This window comes from Exiguobacterium sp. KRL4, assembly GCF_001870785.1.
In the GTDB taxonomy this organism is placed as follows: domain Bacteria; phylum Bacillota; class Bacilli; order Exiguobacteriales; family Exiguobacteriaceae; genus Exiguobacterium_A.
Genome location: NZ_MOLV01000011.1, coordinates 51535 through 70300, shown reverse-complemented (window position 1 = coordinate 70300; position 18766 = coordinate 51535). Strand labels below are relative to the sequence as shown.

General features: G+C 49.5%; 16 protein-coding genes. 13 read left to right on the top strand and 3 right to left on the bottom strand.

Translation table 11 applies throughout. The features are described from left to right. Positions 1 to 50 precede the first annotated feature (50 nt). From atpE to mreB, 10 genes are all read left to right on the top strand, one after another. Positions 51 to 263, top strand: coding sequence for a F0F1 ATP synthase subunit C (gene atpE / locus BLD48_RS08905; RefSeq protein WP_012371545.1), 213 nt, complete (start codon positions 51 to 53; stop codon positions 261 to 263). Between the two features lie 136 nt (positions 264 to 399). Further along, on the top strand, positions 400 to 933 hold the full coding sequence (gene atpF / locus BLD48_RS08900) for a F0F1 ATP synthase subunit B (RefSeq protein ID WP_014971401.1): 534 nt from the start codon (positions 400 to 402) through the stop codon (positions 931 to 933). Beyond that, positions 933 to 1466 carry a F0F1 ATP synthase subunit delta gene (locus BLD48_RS08895; protein ID WP_071499900.1) on the top strand — a complete coding sequence of 178 codons (534 nt, stop codon included), beginning with the start codon at positions 933 to 935 and terminating at the stop codon, positions 1464 to 1466. Before atpF ends, BLD48_RS08895 begins: the two co-directional genes overlap by 1 nt. Positions 1467 to 1485: 19 nt before the next feature. Then, positions 1486 to 2994, top strand: coding sequence for a F0F1 ATP synthase subunit alpha (gene atpA / locus BLD48_RS08890; RefSeq protein WP_014971399.1), 1509 nt, complete (start codon positions 1486 to 1488; stop codon positions 2992 to 2994). Between the two features lie 57 nt (positions 2995 to 3051). Continuing rightward, complete coding sequence (gene atpG / locus BLD48_RS08885; protein ID WP_014971398.1) at positions 3052 to 3903, top strand: ATP synthase F1 subunit gamma; 852 nt, start codon at positions 3052 to 3054, stop codon at positions 3901 to 3903. A gap of 35 nt (positions 3904 to 3938) precedes the next feature. Next, on the top strand, positions 3939 to 5357 hold the full coding sequence (gene atpD, locus BLD48_RS08880; RefSeq protein ID WP_014971397.1) for a F0F1 ATP synthase subunit beta: 1419 nt from the start codon (positions 3939 to 3941) through the stop codon (positions 5355 to 5357). 26 nt (positions 5358 to 5383) lie between these two features. Beyond that, positions 5384 to 5797, top strand: a complete 414-nt coding sequence (locus tag BLD48_RS08875) for a F0F1 ATP synthase subunit epsilon (protein WP_012371539.1) — start codon at positions 5384 to 5386, stop codon at positions 5795 to 5797. Positions 5798 to 6124: 327 nt separating this feature from the next. Continuing rightward, on the top strand, positions 6125 to 6358 hold the full coding sequence (locus BLD48_RS08870; protein WP_014971395.1) for a DUF1146 domain-containing protein: 234 nt from the start codon (positions 6125 to 6127) through the stop codon (positions 6356 to 6358). Positions 6359 to 6593: 235 nt separating this feature from the next. Then, positions 6594 to 7898, top strand: a complete 1305-nt coding sequence (gene murA, locus BLD48_RS08865; RefSeq protein ID WP_071499899.1) for a UDP-N-acetylglucosamine 1-carboxyvinyltransferase — start codon at positions 6594 to 6596, stop codon at positions 7896 to 7898. Between the two features lie 169 nt (positions 7899 to 8067). Further along, positions 8068 to 9051, top strand: a complete 984-nt coding sequence (gene mreB / locus BLD48_RS08860) for a rod shape-determining protein MreB (protein WP_071499898.1) — start codon at positions 8068 to 8070, stop codon at positions 9049 to 9051. A 97-nt stretch (positions 9052 to 9148) separates the two neighbouring features. On the opposite strand, the gene BLD48_RS08855 is transcribed toward mreB, so the two are convergent. After that, positions 9149 to 10018 carry a hypothetical protein gene (locus BLD48_RS08855; protein WP_071499897.1) on the bottom strand — a complete coding sequence of 290 codons (870 nt, stop codon included), beginning with the start codon at positions 10016 to 10018 and terminating at the stop codon, positions 9149 to 9151. Positions 10019 to 10182: 164 nt separating this feature from the next. Between BLD48_RS08855 and BLD48_RS08850 the strand changes: the two genes are divergently transcribed. Next, positions 10183 to 11379: a multidrug efflux MFS transporter gene (locus tag BLD48_RS08850; RefSeq protein ID WP_071499896.1), complete on the top strand. Its 1197-nt coding sequence runs from the start codon at positions 10183 to 10185 to the stop codon at positions 11377 to 11379. A gap of 59 nt (positions 11380 to 11438) precedes the next feature. Here the strand turns inward: BLD48_RS08850 and BLD48_RS08845 are convergent, their stop codons facing one another. After that, the gene (locus BLD48_RS08845; protein WP_071499895.1) at positions 11439 to 13937 is read right to left on the bottom strand and encodes a sensor domain-containing protein; all 2499 of its coding nucleotides are present in this window, start codon (positions 13935 to 13937) and stop codon (positions 11439 to 11441) included. A 231-nt stretch (positions 13938 to 14168) separates the two neighbouring features. On the opposite strand from BLD48_RS08845, the gene BLD48_RS08840 reads away from it, so the two are divergent. Beyond that, the gene (locus tag BLD48_RS08840) at positions 14169 to 14957 is read left to right on the top strand and encodes a flagellar hook-basal body protein (protein ID WP_071499894.1); all 789 of its coding nucleotides are present in this window, start codon (positions 14169 to 14171) and stop codon (positions 14955 to 14957) included. Between the two features lie 15 nt (positions 14958 to 14972). Continuing rightward, entirely contained in the window at positions 14973 to 15755 is a 783-nt protein-coding gene (locus BLD48_RS08835; protein WP_071499893.1) for a flagellar hook-basal body protein, read from the top strand. 400 nt (positions 15756 to 16155) lie between these two features. Here the strand turns inward: BLD48_RS08835 and BLD48_RS08830 are convergent, their stop codons facing one another. After that, positions 16156 to 18699 carry an ATP-binding protein gene (locus tag BLD48_RS08830; protein WP_071499892.1) on the bottom strand — a complete coding sequence of 848 codons (2544 nt, stop codon included), beginning with the start codon at positions 18697 to 18699 and terminating at the stop codon, positions 16156 to 16158. Positions 18700 to 18766: the final 67 nt, after the last annotated feature.

Here is an 18766-nt window from a genome sequence, read left to right as displayed (position 1 = left end):
CGATAACGGTACGACCAAATTTCGAACACAATCTAGGGAGGCAATTCATCATGGAACTTATTGCAACAGCGATCATCATCGGACTCGGCGCACTTGGCGCAGGTATCGGTAACGGTCTTATCGTAAACGGTACAGTATTAGGACAAGCACGTCAGCCAGAACTCAAAAACGAACTTCGTCAAACAATGTTCATCGGTATCGGTCTCGTTGAGGCACTTCCAATCATCGGTGTAGCGGTCGGTTTCCTTCTCCTCAACTCTTAATCCGTATTTAATCTTACGTACAAAGAACTGAGCTACATAGGGCGCTATTCGTTCAACAAGAGTGAACCGTCACGGGAGCTTTGGCTCCCTTATGTAGATATTGAAGTAGGACCAACCACGAGGGGAGTGTAATCGAATGAATCTCACGTATCTTGCGGCAGAGGCAGGCGGCGAAGGCAGCCAGCTCTTACTTGCCAATATGATCGTCACGATCGTCGTTTTCCTCTTGCTCCTCATCCTCTTGAAGAAATTCGCATGGGGCCCGCTCATCAACATGATGAAAGCGCGTGAAGAGCATGTGGCGAGCGAGATCAATTCGGCTGAAAAAAGCCGGAAAGACGCTGAAGTCTACGTAGAACAACAACAAGCAGAACTTAACAAGGCACGTACGGAAGCACGTGACCTTTTAGAAGCATCACGCCGTCAAGCTGAGGCAGAACAAGCACGTGCGATGGAGCAGGCACGTGTTGAAACAGAATTGAGCAAGGAAGAAGCCCGCCGTGCAATCGAACGTGAACGCGCTGAAGCACAGGCTGCTTTGAAGAACGATGTTGCTCTTCAGGCAATCGCTGCAGCACGCCACGTCATGAAAACACAGCTTGCGACAGACGAAGCAGCACAACGTGCACTCGTCGATCAATTCCTTGCTGACACTAAGGGCACGAACTAATGCGTGACCACGTAGCGGGACGCTACGCAAAAGCGCTCTTCGATCTTGCACTTGAGCACCATGTGCTCGAACAAGCAGAAGCTGATGTGCGAACGCTCGGCGAAGTGCTCCACGCAACACCAGAGCTCGCATCGGTGTTAGACAACCCATCGATTTCTGCAGAAGAGCTGAAGCAAGTACTTCATACGAGCTTCACAGGCTTCAACACGATTGTCTTGAATACGATCCTCGTCATGGTCGAAAACGACCGCGCGGCGGAAGTATTATCATTGCCGGAGCATTTCATTGCGTTGTTAAATGAGCACCGTAACGTTGCGACAGCAATCGTCACAAGTGCATACAAACTGTCAGACGCAGAACTCACGAATGTGAAAGAAACGTTTGGCCAAAAATCAGGTAAAACGCTTGAAGTAGAAAATGTTGTTGATATGAACGTAATCGGTGGACTTCGTGTTCAAATCGGTTACACGACATATGATGGCACGATCGAAACGAAACTAACGCGACTTGAGCGTGAGCTGTTAAAAGCGTAAGAAAATAGGGGTGAAACGCATGAGCATTAGAGCTGAAGAAATCAGCGCCCTGCTTAAAGCGCGTATCGCGCAGTACGGTTCTACGATGGAAGTGAACGAGACAGGTACAGTCATCCAAATCGGTGATGGTATCGCTCGTGCACACGGACTCGACAACGTCATGTCGGGAGAGCTCGTAGAATTCGCTAACGGCACAATGGGCTTGGCGCAAAACTTAGAAGAAGGCAACGTCGGTATCATCATTCTTGGTGACTACCTTGAAATCAAAGAAGGCGACTCTGTTCGCCGTACGGGCCGCATCATGGAAGTACCAACAGGAGACGCACTCCTCGGACGTGTCGTCAACCCGCTTGGTATGCCAATCGATGGTCTTGGTCCAATCGAAACAGAACACTATAACCCAATCGAGCGTAAAGCTTCTGGTGTTATGGCACGTAAATCGGTTCACGAACCACTTCAGACGGGAATCAAGGCAATCGATGCCCTCGTTCCAATCGGTCGCGGCCAACGTGAGTTGATCATCGGTGACCGTCAGACGGGTAAGACGTCGATCGCCATCGATACGATCATCAACCAAAAAGAAGAAAACATGATCTGTATCTACGTCGCAATCGGACAAAAAGAATCAACGGTCCGTGGTGTTGTTGAGACACTCCGTAAAAACGGTGCACTCGATTACACGATCGTCGTTTCGGCAGCCGCTTCACAGCCGGCGCCACTTCTTTACCTTGCACCATTCGCTGGTGTAGCGATGGGTGAACACTTCATGGATCTCGGCAAGCACGTTCTTGTCATCTATGATGATCTTTCAAAACAAGCAGCGGCATACCGTGAGCTTTCGCTTCTTCTGAAGCGTCCACCAGGCCGCGAAGCCTACCCGGGTGATGTCTTCTACCTTCACTCACGTCTCCTTGAGCGTGCAGCGAAATTGAATGACGGACTGGGTGGCGGTAGCTTAACAGCCCTTCCGTTCATCGAGACACAAGCGTCGGATATCTCGGCTTACATCCCGACAAACGTTATCTCGATCACGGATGGTCAAATCTTCCTTCAATCGGATCTCTTCTTCTCAGGTGTCCGTCCAGCGATCAACCCGGGTCTCTCGGTATCGCGTGTAGGTGGTTCAGCTCAAGTAAAAGCGATGAAGAAGGTAGCGGGTACGCTCCGTCTTGACCTCGCGTCTTACCGTGAGTTAGAAGCCTTTTCACAGTTCGGATCTGACCTTGATAAAGCGACACAATCGAAGCTTAACCGTGGTGAGCGGACAGTAGAGGTTCTGAAACAGGATCTCAACCAACCGTTGACTGTCGATAAGCAAGTCATCATCATCTATGCCTTGACTCGTGGTCACCTTGATGATGTTGCCGTTTCAGATATTCGTCGTTTTGAAAAGGAACTCAACCTTTGGCTCGATCAAAACCGCAAACAACTTTGCGACGAGATCCGTAAAACAGGTAACCTTCCAGCTGACGAAGAAATCGTTACTGCAATCTCAGAATTTAAGAAAACGTTCCAACCGACTGTCTAAGAGATTTCTCTTAGGCTCGGCCGGACGCTCTTGATACTAACAAGGTGGTGAATCGAAATGGCATCGTTGCGCGAGATACAAATGCGGATCAACTCGACGAAAAGTACGAAACAGATCACGAAAGCGATGAACATGGTTTCGGCGTCGAAACTGAACCGCGCTCAAGCACATAGCGCGAAGTTCCAGCCTTACATGCTGAAAATGCAGGAAGTGCTCGGAACCATTGCGAATGGCACGACAGGTGCTAGCCATCCGATGCTCGAAAAACGTCCTGTCAAAAAGACAGGCTATATCGTCATCACATCGGATCGCGGCTTAGCTGGTGCATATAACGCCAACGTGCTGCGTGAAGTCTACCGGGAAATCAATGAAAAGCATACTACGGACAGTTACGTCTTGTTCGTGGTCGGTAAAGTCGGTGTCCAGTTCTTCCGTTCACGCGGAATTACGGTCACGGACGCGATCACAGGACTAAACGATTCTCCTTCGTATGTCGATGTCGCAGAAATCGTGAAGCGTACAGTGAGTGCGTTCACGCTCGGCGAAATCGACGAACTCAAGCTGTGCTACAACCACTTCATGTCTGTCATCAGCCAGGAAGTGAAAGTCGAAACCCTTCTCCCGCTCGGAGAAATCGAAGCTTCGTCTTCGACGACTTATGAGTACGAGCCAAGTGAGGAACAAATCCTTTCTGAACTCCTTCCGCGTTATGCGGAGAGCTTGATTTTCGGTGCGCTTCTTGACGCGAAAGTAGCAGAACATGCGTCACGTATGACAGCAATGCAAAGTGCGACAGATAACGCAGATGACTTGATCGGTCGATTGACTCTCGTCTACAACCGGGCTCGACAAGCTGCAATCACGCAAGAAATCACAGAGATCGTCAGTGGAGCCGCTGCTCAGCAGTAAGCCACTCGGCGTAATGATAGCTAGGAGGAAACACGATGAACGAACTCGGTTTAAAAGGCCGCGTCGTCGCGGTCATGGGACCTGTCATCGACGTTAAGTTCGACGGACACTTGCCGAACATCTACAACGCGCTTCGTATTCAATATACGCCGCAAACAGTAGAAGAAGTGGCTATCGACTTGACGCTTGAGGTCGCCTTGCACCTTGGTGACGATGTCGTCCGTACCATTGCGATGGATTCTACGGATGGTGTACGCCGTGGAGTGGAAGTACTGGACACTGGTGCTCCAATCTCGGTACCTGTCGGAGAAGCAACGCTTGGTCGCGTCTTCAACGTACTCGGTAACCCAATTGATGAAAAAGAACTCGATGCAAGCGTGGAACGTCTTCCGATCCACAAAAAAGCACCGACGTTTGATAACCTTTCAACAAAAGTTGAAATCCTCGAAACAGGAATTAAAGTCGTTGACTTACTCGCTCCTTACATCAAGGGTGGTAAGATCGGTCTCTTCGGTGGTGCCGGTGTAGGTAAGACCGTCCTCATCCAGGAATTGATCAACAACATCGCGCAAGAGCACAGCGGTATCTCGGTATTCGCAGGTGTTGGTGAGCGGACGCGTGAAGGTAATGACTTGTACCATGAGATGACGGATTCAGGCGTTATCAAACAAACAGCGATGGTCTTCGGTCAGATGAACGAGCCGCCGGGCGCACGTCTTCGTGTTGCCTTGACTGGTTTGACGATGGCGGAATACTTCCGTGATGAGCAAGGACAAGACGTTCTTCTCTTCGTCGATAACATCTTCCGTTATACACAAGCCGGTTCAGAAGTATCGGCCCTTCTCGGTCGTATGCCGTCTGCCGTTGGTTACCAGCCGACACTTGCAACAGAGATGGGTATGCTCCAAGAGCGTATCACGTCAACAAACAAAGGCTCGGTTACATCGATCCAAGCGGTTTATGTACCAGCCGATGACTATACTGACCCGGCTCCTGCGACGACGTTTGCTCACTTAGATGCAACGACGAACCTTGAGCGCCGTCTCTCTGAGATGGGTATCTATCCTGCCGTGGATCCACTTGCTTCTACATCACGTGCCCTTTCACCGGAAATCGTCGGCGAAGAGCATTACGGCGTAGCACGTCAAGTTCAGGAAACACTTCAGCGTTACAAAGAACTTCAAGATATCATCGCGATCCTCGGTATGGACGAGTTGTCTGAAGAAGACAAATTGACTGTACACCGTGCGCGTCGTATCCAGTTCTTCTTGTCGCAGAACTTCCACGTAGCTGAGCAGTTCACAGGACAAACAGGATCGTACGTCCCGGTTAAGGACACGATCCGCGGCTTCAAAGAAATCCTCGGTGGGAAACACGATGATTTGACGGAAGAAGCATTCCGTCTCGTCGGTCCAATCGAAGATGCGATTGAAAAAGCGAAGACGCTTGTCTAAGTGACAAAGCATAAGGGGGACTTGAGATGAACACACTTCATGTCAATATCGTCACCCCGGATGGCGAAGTGTATGATGGCGATGTCCGTATGGTCGTTGCGAAAACGATATCTGGTGAGATCGGGGTTCTCCCGCACCACGTACCGCTCGTAACACCACTCGACATCAGCATCTTGAAGTTGCGCCACGAAGATGGCGGACGCACGTTGATCGCTATCAGCGGTGGCTTTATGGAAGTGCGCCAGGATACAGTGACGGTTCTTGCGGAAACGGCTGAAGCAGCGGATAAGGTCGATTATGACCGCGCCTCTGCTGCAAAAGTCCGTGCAGAACGTCGTCTCCAGGACACGAAATTATCAGATCTTGAGTTCAAACGCGCTGAGCTTTCATTGAAACGCGCAATCAACCGTCTCAACTTAAAAGAGTACGGTCGCGATTGATCCAAGTAAAAAGACCCGGTTTCCGTCATGGAAACCGGGTCTTTTTTTGATGGCAGGTCAATAAAATCCGTTAGGACAACCGTTTTCACAAAAGAGTGAAGGCATTCAGGTTTAACAACGGTCAAAAACGTAAAAGTACACTATATGTGTCCTCTTCACACATTTTTCAATCTTATTATGTGAAATTTTCCATAATCATCTTCCAATAATATATTTTATACGCTAAAATAAATTATCTTGTGTCATTTTGTTTGCGCAATCATTCATTGTATGAAATCATGGTAAGGTTGAGAAATCTAAAATAGAAACAGAAGAGGTGCAGGAACAGTGACGTCAATCGGTTTAAGTGCATTAGTCAGTATGCTCGTCTATCTCACGGCGATCGTCTTCGCCTGGTGGGCACTCCTTCCTGTCAAGTGGGAGAAGTTCCTGCAACATCCTAAAGGACCACAGGCGGTTGCCTTACGAGTGTCACTTGCCATTGCGCTCGGTTCACTTGTTGCCCGCTTTTTGCTCGATTATTCTGGATTCGCACAGCGTCTCCAGTTCTTAGTCGGGTGAACTTGTAACTTCATTGTAAACCCTAAATTGGAAATCTGATTTAGTATGAAACAGGATAGTATTCTTATAATGAAGAAACAAAACCATTGTGAAGCTGAAAAGTCGTGTTGGATTTGGAACGAGAGATCAACTACAGGGTGTTTCTCTTCTATCATGCGTTGGTCTTCAACTATGACTCACACCAATCGCGAATTATAAATAGTAGAACAGAAACGAAAGCAGAGGAGTATGAGTAATGGAAAAAATTGTTGTCCGTGGCGGACGTAAACTAGCTGGAACGGTAAAAGTAGAGGGTGCAAAAAATGCAGTCTTAAAAACATTGGTCGCAACATTGCTTGCTTCAGAAGGAACATCAGTCCTTCAAAATGTCCCACGTCTTGCAGACGTCTATACGATCAATAACGTCCTACGTAATTTGAATGCAGAAGTGACTTTTGATGCAGAAGCAAACACGGTGACGGTTAATGCGGAAGCAGAACTCAAAGATGAGGCACCACTTGAATACGTTCGTAAGATGCGTGCGTCGATTCTCGTCATGGGACCACTCCTTGCTCGTCTCGGGCGCGCGCGCGTCGCGATGCCGGGCGGCTGTGCGATTGGTTCACGTCCAATCGATTTACACTTAAAAGGTTTTGAAGCAATGGGTGCGAAAACGATCATCGGAAACGGGTTTGTTGAAGCACACGTCGACGGTCGTCTCCAAGGTGCAAAAATTTACCTCGACTTCCCGTCCGTCGGCGCGACTGAAAACATCATGATGGCAGCAACACTTGCTGAAGGAACGACCGTCATCGAGAACGTCGCCAAAGAACCTGAAATCGTGGATCTCGCTAACTTCTTGAACGCAATGGGCGCAAAAGTCCGTGGTGCCGGAACAGAGACGATCCGTATCGAAGGTGTCGAAAAACTTCATGGCGGCAACCACTATGTCATTCCGGACCGGATTGAAGCAGGAACGTTCATGATTGCAGCCGCCATCACAGAAGGTGACGTCGAAGTCATCGGGGCAGAGCGCGAACACCTTCGTCCATTGATCTCAAAAATGGAAGAGATGGGCGTCAAAATCTCGGATACAGAAGAAGGCCTTCGTGTCATCGGACCGAAAAAGCTGATTGCGATTGATGTCAAGACGATGCCACACCCTGGTTTCCCGACAGACGTCCAAGCGCAGATGATGGCATTGGTCTTAAAAGCAGAAGGTACGTCAGTCATCACGGAAACGGTCTTCGAAAACCGCTTCATGCACGTCGAAGAATTCCGTCGGATGAACGCCGATATCAAGATTGAAGGACGTTCATCGATCATCACAGGCGGCATCCAGCTGCAAGGCGCAGAAGTGCTTTCAACGGATCTTCGTTCAGGAGCAGCACTTGTCACGGCAGGATTGATCGCTGAAGGCGAAACACGTGTCGGAGCCTTACACCACATCGATCGTGGGTACGTCGATTTCCACCTTAAATTACAAGCACTCGGCGCAGATGTCGAGCGGATTACGGAAGAAACGGTTGCGATTGAAGAAACAGCAGCTACGAAGCTTTAAGCTCTTATTTCATTCCACTATATTCTTGACGACTTTCTCAAAAAGAAAGTCGTCTCTTTTTGTTTTGCTGTGCTAAAATTGAAAGGTATGTATACATAAATGGGTTAGACGTCCAAACGACGTTCTATATTTTGGAATAATAGCCAGTGGATAAAGGAGATCACGCGAGATGTTTTTTACAAAGGATATCGGGATTGACCTAGGGACGGCAAATGTCGTCATTCATGTAAAAGGTAGGGGAATCGTGCTCGATGAGCCATCGGTTGTCGCCATTGATAAAGCAACAGGAAAAATTCATGCCGTCGGAACCGAAGCGCATCAGATGGTCGGTCGGACACCAGGAAATATCGTCGCGATCCGCCCGCTTCGGGATGGGGTAATTGCCGATTTTGAGATGACAGAAGCGATGTTACGCCATTTCATCGACAAGATTGAAGTCCGGAGTATGTTTGGTGGCGTCCGGATGTTGATCTGTACACCAGCGAGCATCACGACGGTCGAAGCTAAAGCGATTCGCCAAGCTGGAGAAAAATCGGGTGCCAAAACCGTTTTCCTCGAAGTCGAACCAAAAGTCGCGGCAGTTGGTGCCGGAATGGACATTTGGATGCCGGCTGGTCATATGGTGATTGACATTGGTGGTGGTACGACGGATGTCGCGGTTCTTTCAATGGGAGACATCGTCTGTGGCGAAACGATTAAAGTGGCGGGTGACCGGTTTGATCATGATATCATTCGCGCTATCAAGGATCACCATAAACTGATCATCGGGGAGCGGACGGCTCAAAACGTCAAGATGACGGTCGCGACCGTTTCAGACGAAGGGCGTCAAGAAGAGATGGACATTCGTGGTCGTAATCTCGTGACGGGTCTCCCGGACAACATCACGATCTCTTCACAAGAGATGCACGAAGCGTTGGCAGAAGCGGCGATGGAAATCGTCGAAGCAACGAAACGTGTCCTCGAGAAAACACCACCGGAACTTGCGGCCGACATCATCGATCGCGGCATCATCCTAACGGGTGGTGGGGCACTGCTCGACGGGATTGATCAGCTACTCGCGAAGGAACTTGGACTTCCGGTCTTGATCGCAGAGGATCCGATGTTATGTGTCGCACGCGGGACAGGCATCATGCTCGATCACTTAGGGAAATGAGACGAATCAAACAAGGGGTCATTCCAATCGCGGAATGACCCCTTGTTGTATGGAAAACGTAAGAAAAAGTGATAATTCTGGAACCAATCTTTCCTGATTATTGCGTACTCCGCATGAATGCCTGATACGCTTCAAAATCATGATAGACGATGGCGCTTGGCGGCAGCGAACCGTTCATCGTCTGATTGATCAGTTGATTAAGCGTAGTCCGTGTCTTTCCGTAAAAGGTGATGCTCGGTGTTTCCGGCAGTTCCGTGAATTCCAGTGCATAGGACAGGCGATGTTGATGACTCGCGGCATATAAGGCATCGGTCATCGTGATTGCGGCAAGACCATTCCCGCCGCCGTAGACCGTCCGGTAACTCATCAAGGTCACTTCATCAGCGAGCTCCATCGCCCATTCACTGAGCGGGCGTCCGGAGACGTCAGTGACCGTATGGAACCAAAAAGGTAAGAACAGTTGCAACGGAAGCCCACGAGATGCGCTGACATCATGAAAAGCCGTCAAGAGGCGTTGATAGGAAGCGATGACGGCCGCTTGGTCCGTTTCCCAGGCAGGTAAGGCATACGGCTCGAGATCGACACTGATTCCGTCCGGTCGTTCCATCGTTTCTTCGAGATAGACGTTGATCCAAGCTAGCGGATCTTCGACGTTCGGTCGGTTCGTCGTCCCTTCATTCGTAATCCAGCCGGGCTGACCGAATAAGAAATAAACTTCGATTCCGGCAAGATGAGCTTTTTCAACGAATGTGCGGTAGAGAGTTCGGTCACCCTCGACAGCGACATGCAGGTAGACACGTTTCATCTGTCTGTTTGCCAGCTGTGTGACTTTCGTTGAAATTTGTTTCGCTTCAGGAATGGACCACATCACGGTGTGACGCGTGACGGTGACGGCCGCTTCGCTCTTCACAGGAAGAAATGCACTGACGAGCGAGAGACAGATCAGACTAACGATGAAACGTTTCATATCTTCACTCTCCTTTTGTTGTTACCTAAGTATCGGTCGTTTGGACAGATTTGGATATAAGGCAATGGAATCAGTTTAATCCGTAGACATTTCACTTTGTGAAGTGTATATTAGAAGTTGTTGAATTAACACGGATTTACCATTAAAAAGGAAGTGATGCCACAATGCCATTGTGGAAACGAAATCTAGTTGTCGTCTGGATCGGTAGTTTTTTGACCGCTGCTGCCTTGAGTTTAGTCTTACCGTTTTTGCCCTTATTCATTGAAGAACTGGGCGTGAGTGGTCGTCAGGAAATCACGACATGGTCCGGCGTCGCGTTTGGTGCGACATTTCTCGTCGCAGCGATCGTCTCACCGATTTGGGGACGACTCGCGGATAAAAAAGGACGGAAGCTAATGTTGCTCCGCGCGAGCCTCGGGATGTCGATCGTCATGTTCTTGATCAGCTTCGTTCAGGATGTCTATCAACTCGTCTTCTTACGACTCGTGATGGGTGCCGTCTCCGGATTCATCTCCGCCGGAATCACCTTGATTGCGTCACAAACCCCAAAAGAGAAAAGTGGCTGGGCGCTCGGTACATTATCGACCGGTGGGATTGCCGGTGGATTACTCGGACCTCTGATTGGAGGATTCCTTGCCGATATGATTGGGCTTCGACCCGTTTTTCTCTTTACGAGCATTCCGCTCTTTCTGACGTTCCTCGTCACGTATTTCTTCGTCAAAGAAGACTTCGTACCGCTGCAGACGAAGTCGATGGCGTCAGCCAAAGAAGTCATTCAATCACTGCGTCATCCGGAATTGATTCTAAGTCTCTTTTTGACGACGTTTTTGATTCAGTTCGCGGCTCAATCGATTAGTCCGATTTTATCGCTATACGTCCGGGAACTCAGTCCCGGTACGGAACGGTTGGCGCTGTTATCCGGAATCGTCGCATCAGCACCTGGGATTGCCGCCTTGCTGGCGGCGCAGCGGCTTGGTCGCCTGTCGGATAAGATTGGGGCGGAACGTGTTCTGTTCTTCGCCTTGCTGATTTTCGCCGCGTTCCTGATTCCGCAGGCGTTCGTGACGGATACAAGCCAACTGATCATCTTACGGATGGGAATCGGTTTTGCGACCGCGGCGTTGATGCCGTCGGTCCAGACACTTCTCCGCAAACATACGCCGGCGAATGCATCGGGTCGGATCTTCGGTTACAACCAGTCGGCGCAGTTCATGGGGAATTTCCTCGGACCACTGGCCGGTGGTCAGATTGCCGGTCACTTTGGTTTTGAAGCGTTGTTCCTGTTCACCGGTTTGATTGTCATTACGAATGCGGTGCTCGAACGGACGCAAACGGCGGTCCTCAGTAAAAAACATTCTTGATTCATACGAAAAAGGCGGTTCCGATGTTGCATTGGGATCGCCTTTTTGATGGAGGATCATCAGGATAACATGAAGAACTCATCGAGCTTCAGTTGCTGGGACGTTTCGAGTGCCTTCATGATTTGTCCCGACTGAGCACGGATTTTATAGTCGGCCGAATAATGGAACAGCCCGTTATCGAGTTCGGTCACGGCGAGCGGTTCAATCAGTATTTTCGGGTGGACGATATCCGTTAATTGAAGCGACAGCTCGATTTGATGGTCGACCGGCAGGCGGATTGACGCATAAAAATGAACAGAACGGTTCGTACTGCGGGTGATGAGGATCGGGGAAGCCCCGACGTTGACATCCTTTCCATTCAATCGTGTGATCGAGATAAGTCCGTGTAGAGACGGCAACGGTTTTTTCGGTGACTTCTTCATCGATTCAACCGGCTGCAGGACTCCTTGTTTCAAAAGAAGACGTAACGCTTCGATGCCGACGGGACGGCTGAACAGATAACCTTGAACGGCATGGCATTCAAAATCCCGGAACTGATCGAGTTGGTTAAGCGTCTCGATGCCTTCAGCGACGACGGATAACTGAAATTCTTTCGCCAGGTAGACGATGCTTTTGATGAGCGGAACGGACCGATCGTCTTTCTCGAGTCGGGCGACGAACGACCGGTCAAGTTTCAGACTGCTGATCGGATAACTCTGGAGGCTGCTTAAGGAAGAAACACCGCTTCCATAGCCGTCGAGGATCAGCTGGACTCCTAACTGATGGAGCTGTTGTAACGTCTCTTTGACGAACTCGCTTTCATGCAACAACACGCTTTCCTGAAGCTCGAGTTGTAAGTACCGGGTCGGGACTTGATAGCGGTGCAGGCACGAACGGATCGTTTGGACGAAGTCCCGGTGAAGCAGTTGATTCGAAGAGAGATTGATTGAAATCGGGACGACCGGAACATGTTGTTGCATGAGAGACTGGATGGTCCGACAGACGGTGTCGAGTACCCATTCTCCGATCGGCAGATAACAATGACCTTCTTCCGATAACGGGATGAAGTCTTGTGGGGGAATGCGTCCCCATTCAGGATGATCCCAGCGAATCAGGGCTTCGCACGCCAAAATCTGTCCGCTCCATATGTCGACCTTTGGTTGGTATTCAAGAAACAGTTCGTCTTGTTCGATCGCATGACGCAGACTTTGTTCGAGCTGATGACGACGATAGATTTCAAGGTCGAGCTGTGACGTATAAAATTCGTAAGAGGGTTGTACCTTTAGTTTGGCACGGGACAAGGCACGATTAGCAGTGTGAAGCAATTCCGTTGCCGTCGTCTCGTCATGTTGGAACGGACTAAGACCAATCGCCAGTTCAGCCGCCAGCTCGTAGCCTTCAATCTGAAAACGGGTCTCGTTCAGCGTCAACAGATCAAGACACGTCTCCTTTAGTGAGACTTCGTCGAACGGTTGTGTCGACAAGGCGGCATAGTGGTCGCCGGCAAGTCGGGAACAGTAGAAATCCGGTAATTTTTCCGTCAAACAGTGGCTTGTCTGTCTTAACCAGTGATCACCGATATCGTAACCAATCTGTTCATTGATCTGATGCAACTGATTAAAATCAAGCGATAAAATCGTAAACGGGTGATCGGTCCGGATTAGATGCTCGACTTCTTCAAGGAATAAGGTCCGGTTCGGCAGTCCGGTCACTTCATCGTATAAAGAGAGTTTCCGGATATCCTCTTGTTGGATCGTCTGGTCCGGTACGGGCTCGGTTTCCGAATCGTCAGTCGCTTTTGCAGCGACTTGGAACAGAAAACTGAACAGTTCCTGGTTGCCTTCTTCGGAGCGGAGTCCCTGACAAGTCACGCCTCGTGTGTAGTCGCGTGTTTGGTTCATCCGCAAGCGGCAGGAGACAGTTGGTTCACCTGTCTGAAGGAGTGTCAGTTGTTTTTTGAAATGGGGCCGGTCATCCGGATGAATTTCAAGTAAAAATTCATCGTAATCGAGTGAAGCCAGCCGATGTTGCGAGATATTCAGTAAGGAGGCGAAATGAGCCGACAAAGTGAGATGGTCCTGCTTTGTTTCGTACTCAAAAAAAGCGAGTCCCGGAAGTGACGCCGTCAATTGTTCTTTTGCCGACAGCCGGGTATGTTGAAGCCGAAGCTGAACATGTTGGGTGATGTCCCGGGCGATACCGTAGACGCCGATGATGACATGGTTTTGATAAATCGGAATGTTCGTGACGTTCATCGTTAAGCGATACCCGTCATGATGGGCGACTTCTGCTGTGAAGTGGACGGTTTCGCCGCTCAATGCCCGTTGTTTGATCGGAGCAATTCGTTTGGCTTCAGCTGGTGTGATGAAGTCGCTGAAATGCTGGTGTTGGAGTTGTTTTCCCCCATAGCCTAGAAGAAGCGAAAGTTTTTGATTATAGGAGACGATCTGTCCTTCTAGATTCAAGGTATAGACGGCATCCGGATGATTCTCTAAAAAATGGGTCGCGTCGACAAGCTGTTTAAAATCCAAGGAGCCATTGATGAAGGATTCTGTATTCTTCTTTTTAAAGAAGGGCATAACCTCACCTCGTTTCGTGTCGTCATAGTGTAATTATAACAATTTATGGGAGTTGGAAATATCAAATCTGTTGAAAAATAAGCAAATGTTTTTGAACGAAAGGGGTAGGTCTTTCGATGCATCTACGTTTTTCATTTCCTTATTTTGAAAAAAACATCGAATTCCCCAAAAATTGACCGATATACTATAAAGAAGAGAATTGAACAATAAGTCAATGAGGAGCCAACACATATGTTACGAGGAATGTACACGGCATCCAATGCCATGCAGTCGTTACAACGGCAACAAGAAATGTTAAGTAACAACCTGGCGAATGCCCGGACACCGGGTTTTCGTGCGGATCAGGCATCCCTTCGGACATTTCCTGAGATGATGATCCAGCAGTCGGCCGTCAATGAACAGTCGGGCATCCGCTCACGCGGAACGGTCGGGAAACTGGCGACAGGTGTCTTCATGCAGGCAGCAACACCGAACTTTGCCCTGGGTTCGATCACCGAGACCGGAAATGCGACAGACATTCAAATCAGCTCGCTCGAAGGAGCCGCCCTGTTTACGGTTCGCCATGCGGACCCGACGACCGGTGAAGAAGAAACCCTTTATACGACAAACGGTCAGTTCGCTGTCGGACAGGATGGGTTTTTACGGACGACTGAAAATGATCTGGTACTTGGTGAGGATGGACAACCGTTGAACGTCGTCAATGAAGATTTCGTCGTCAGCGCAGACGGTGCTGTCACGGACGGGAACGGGCAAGCGATCGGGAACCTGGGTCTTGTCGTGACGGATCAACCGGAGACGCTCGAACGGACGGGGAACGGGTTGTTCCGGTCACCGGACGCATTGAACGCTGGTGCTGTCAAAGTGGATCAAGGGGTCCTTGAACTCGGGAACGTCGAAGTCGAACAGACGATGACACAGATGAACGCCGGTCTCCGCCAGTTCGAAGCCAATCAAAAAGTCATCCAGGCCTATGACCGGACTGCTGAAAGAGCGGTCTCGGAAATCGGACGTGTCCGTTAATCAAGGAGGAAATCCATGCAATCACTTTATACATCCGCCAGTACAATGGCGCAGCTCCAGAAGCAGCTCGATACGACAGGACATAACTTGGCGAATGCCAATACGAATGGCTATAAACGACGTGAATCGCAGTTTAATGAACTGCTTGTCCGTAATCTCAACAATCAACCGGCAGGACTTGCAACAGGTCCGTTGACGACACCAGCAGGACTTCGCCTCGGTGTCGGCGGTTATGTTGCCAATGAAGCGACGCGCTTTACGACGGGGACGTTCCAAAATACGGGGCGTAATCTGGACGCGGCTCTCAGTGATCCGCATCACTTTTTTGGTGTGATTGATGCGGATGGTGTGACGAAGTTTACGCGGGACGGCAACTTTGAATTGTCACCGCAAGCAAACGGACAAGTCCTGTTGACGGATGACGCGGGACGGTCGGTCATCAATCAAGCCAACGAACCGATCACGTTACCGGACAATGCGACCTCGATCGAACTGAACAAGGACGGCAACATCACGGGTATCCTGAACGGAGAACGGCGTGTACTCGCCCGGATCGGCGTCGCCGATATCCCGAACCACGGCGAATTGACCGAAGCAGGAGCAGGGCTCTACACGGCGACAGGGCAATATCAGAATGCAGCAGGTAATCCGTTGACCGTCGGGACACTTGAGACGTCAAACGTCGACATGGGAACAGAGATGACGAACTTGACGCAGATTCAACGGGCGTACCAGTTCAATTCCAAAGCCTTGACGACATCGGACCAGATGATGGGCATCGTGACGTCGCTTAAATAAGTCAGTTGGATCAATAGCAAAGGGGCTGACTCGAAAGTAAAGACGTCTCTCGATTAAAATGAATGAAGGGAGGTGGATTTCCGGTGTTTGATCCGGAAATCCACCTCCCTTTTCCTTCGTGAACAATAAGAATTTGCATAGAAACGGCCGATGACCCCGTGAAAAGATGGGATCATCGGCCATTTGATTGATGAAGGACGGAAACGTTCATCCTCGACTCCTATGGGAAAAGGAAGCGCGATTAGCGCTTCCGTCAGGAATAGGTAAGACCCGGCATGACCGCATGGAATGTGGGCTGCCGCGGCTTACCTTCCGCCCATGGAAAGCGAGGATGTCGAAACCGTCCGTCACAAGGATTGATTTTGGCCTGACTTATGAGTCAGCCCCTTTGTCGTCTGCATTATTCTTCATACGTCAGGATCGTCGAGATGACAGCAATCGGAAAGCGGATCGTAAAGGTGGATCCGACACCGACCGTCGATTCGACGTCGATCGTTCCGTTGTGGTGTTTGACGATTTCTTTACAGATCGATAAACCAAGTCCGGTTCCACCGATTTTGCGGGTTTCCGAATTGTCGACACGATAAAACTTATCAAACAGTTTCGACATCGCTTCTTGTGGAATACCGATTCCATGGTCACGAATCATGATTTCTGCGAACCCGTCCTGATTCTGGATCTGGATCGCGATATCCCCACCGTCCGGTGAGTACTTGATGGCGTTGCTCAGCAGGTTATTCAGCAACTGCTTGATTTTTTCGGAATCGGCATCGATCATGATCGGACCTTCTGCCTCGAACGTCAACTGATGGGTCGTATGTGACGCATCATGGAAATCAATCAGTTCACTGGCAAGCTGGACGAGGTCGAACGTCGCCATTTGGTAACGTTGTTCGCTCGATTCCATCCGCTGCACGTCAAGGAAATCATTGACGAGTGTCGTCAGGCGTCCGGTTTCTGAGTGGATCGTCGTTAAATATTTACGTTGTTTCATCGCATCAATTTCACGGTTCAGCATCAGTTCCGTAAAGCCATAGATGGAAGATAACGGTGTCCGGAGTTCATGGGAGACCGTTGAGACGAACTCTTCTTTCATCCGGTCCGCTTCCGTCTCTTTTGTGACATCACGCAAGACGAGCATCGTGCCGACCCAAATCTGATTGATTTGAATTTTTTCGGCATAGATTTGAATGTAGGCATTGTGAGAGCGAATCGAGACGACAAGACTTTCGCTCGGCAGGTTTTGTTCGACGATCTGTTCGATGTACTGTTCGAACGGTTCCGGCTCATCGATGATCGACGACAAGGCCGACATCGCCTGGCGGAACGATGACAAGTTGCTATCGTCCTGGTACTCCGTCTGGACTTCCGGGAACAGTTTCATCAACGGTTCGTTGACGAGCAGCTCGTCGGATTCATGTTCGATGTAGACGACGGCTTCTCGAATCGAGTTCAGCAGTTGGCCCGTCTTGTTTTTCTCGTGCATCATTTTTTCGTAAATCCCCATCCGCATCAAGGACAGTGACAACTGATGCGAGAACGAGAGGATATCGCCCATCTGTTCCGGTGTGAAGGCATCGCGGTAACGGACGAGATAAACGCAGGCGATGATTTTTTCTTCGTTCGGATCAAGAATCGGGACAGCGACTTCATACATATAATATGGATACGGTAACGGACTGTCGTGTGCGACTTGTTTCGACGAGTGGACCGGTCGTTTCAAGACACGCGCCCGGTGGAACAACGACTGGTCGTCCTTGACGAGTTGACCGACCATCTCTTCCGTCATCCCGTATTCGATCGTCGAGCGGACATCATGCTGGTCAAGGAACAATAAGGCACCGATTTCCGAGTGGGTGATCGAGACGAGCTTCTCGATGATTTCCGGGTAAGCGGTCAGCGTCTCGCGGGAAGCAAGGGTTTCCGTCAATTCGTTTCGGTACTTCAAGTGCTGTTCGCTTCGTAACGTGATTTCAAGTGCTTCTTCAAGTTCTTCCTGCTGCGCCTGCAGTTCTTCCTGCTGGGCGACGAGTTCCTCTTGTTGCGCTTGTAATTCCTCGTTTTTCGCGAGCAGATGGACCTTGTTGTCGGCGATGGATGCTGCCATCCGGTTAAACGAAGTGGTTAAGGTATACAACTCATCATGACGTGTTGGTAACGGGATCGCGGCAATGTCTTCACCGCCCGCAAGTAACGCACTGTCACGTGACAATGTATTGACCTGCTTCGTCACCCGGCTGATGAACGGGCGGACGAGTAACAGCAGGATGATGACAAGCACGGCCAGGTTCGATAACCAGATGATCTGGGCGACACGCATCTCATCCAATAGACTGGTCTTCGCTTCGACTTCCTTTTCTTGGATCAAGGTCAAGTAGTTCGCAAGCAACGTATCGATTCCCGCTGCATCGGCATCGGTCGTCAATTGACTATTCGTCCCTTTTAAAGTGCCGTTTTGATTAAATAAATCGTCACCGTTCGATAAGGAAGCAAGTGTTTTAGGGTCGAGGAACGATTCGTCGATGGCACCCTGTTTTTTCCCTGCGACATATTCCGTCAATAGCGGTAGGGCAGTGCCGAAATAATCGTCATAGAGCGTCCGTGTGGCACCCGCATATTCTTTTCCTTGGGTATAGATGGCATTGTCTTCGAACCACGCCGTCAAACGATTGATTTCACGCTGATTGCTTTTGATCGTATCGAGCATTTCCGGTGTTCCGAACAGCACATACGATTTCACGTTGCTCTGCACACGTGTCCATTCGTTGGCTAACGCGTTAGCGTTTGTCCGGCGTTCCCGTAGATCGTCGAATATCGCATTCGTTTGATCGATCTTACGTTCTGTATAGTTATAGACGATCGCTGATGTCAGGCTCAGTGCGATAAAAACCATATAAAAAGCGAACATCAATTGTCGACCAATTTTTTGATTAATCCATTTCACTTTTATTATCCTCCATATGTAGTTTTGTTAGGTTCAAAAAAATAATTTAATAGTTTAATAGTACTTT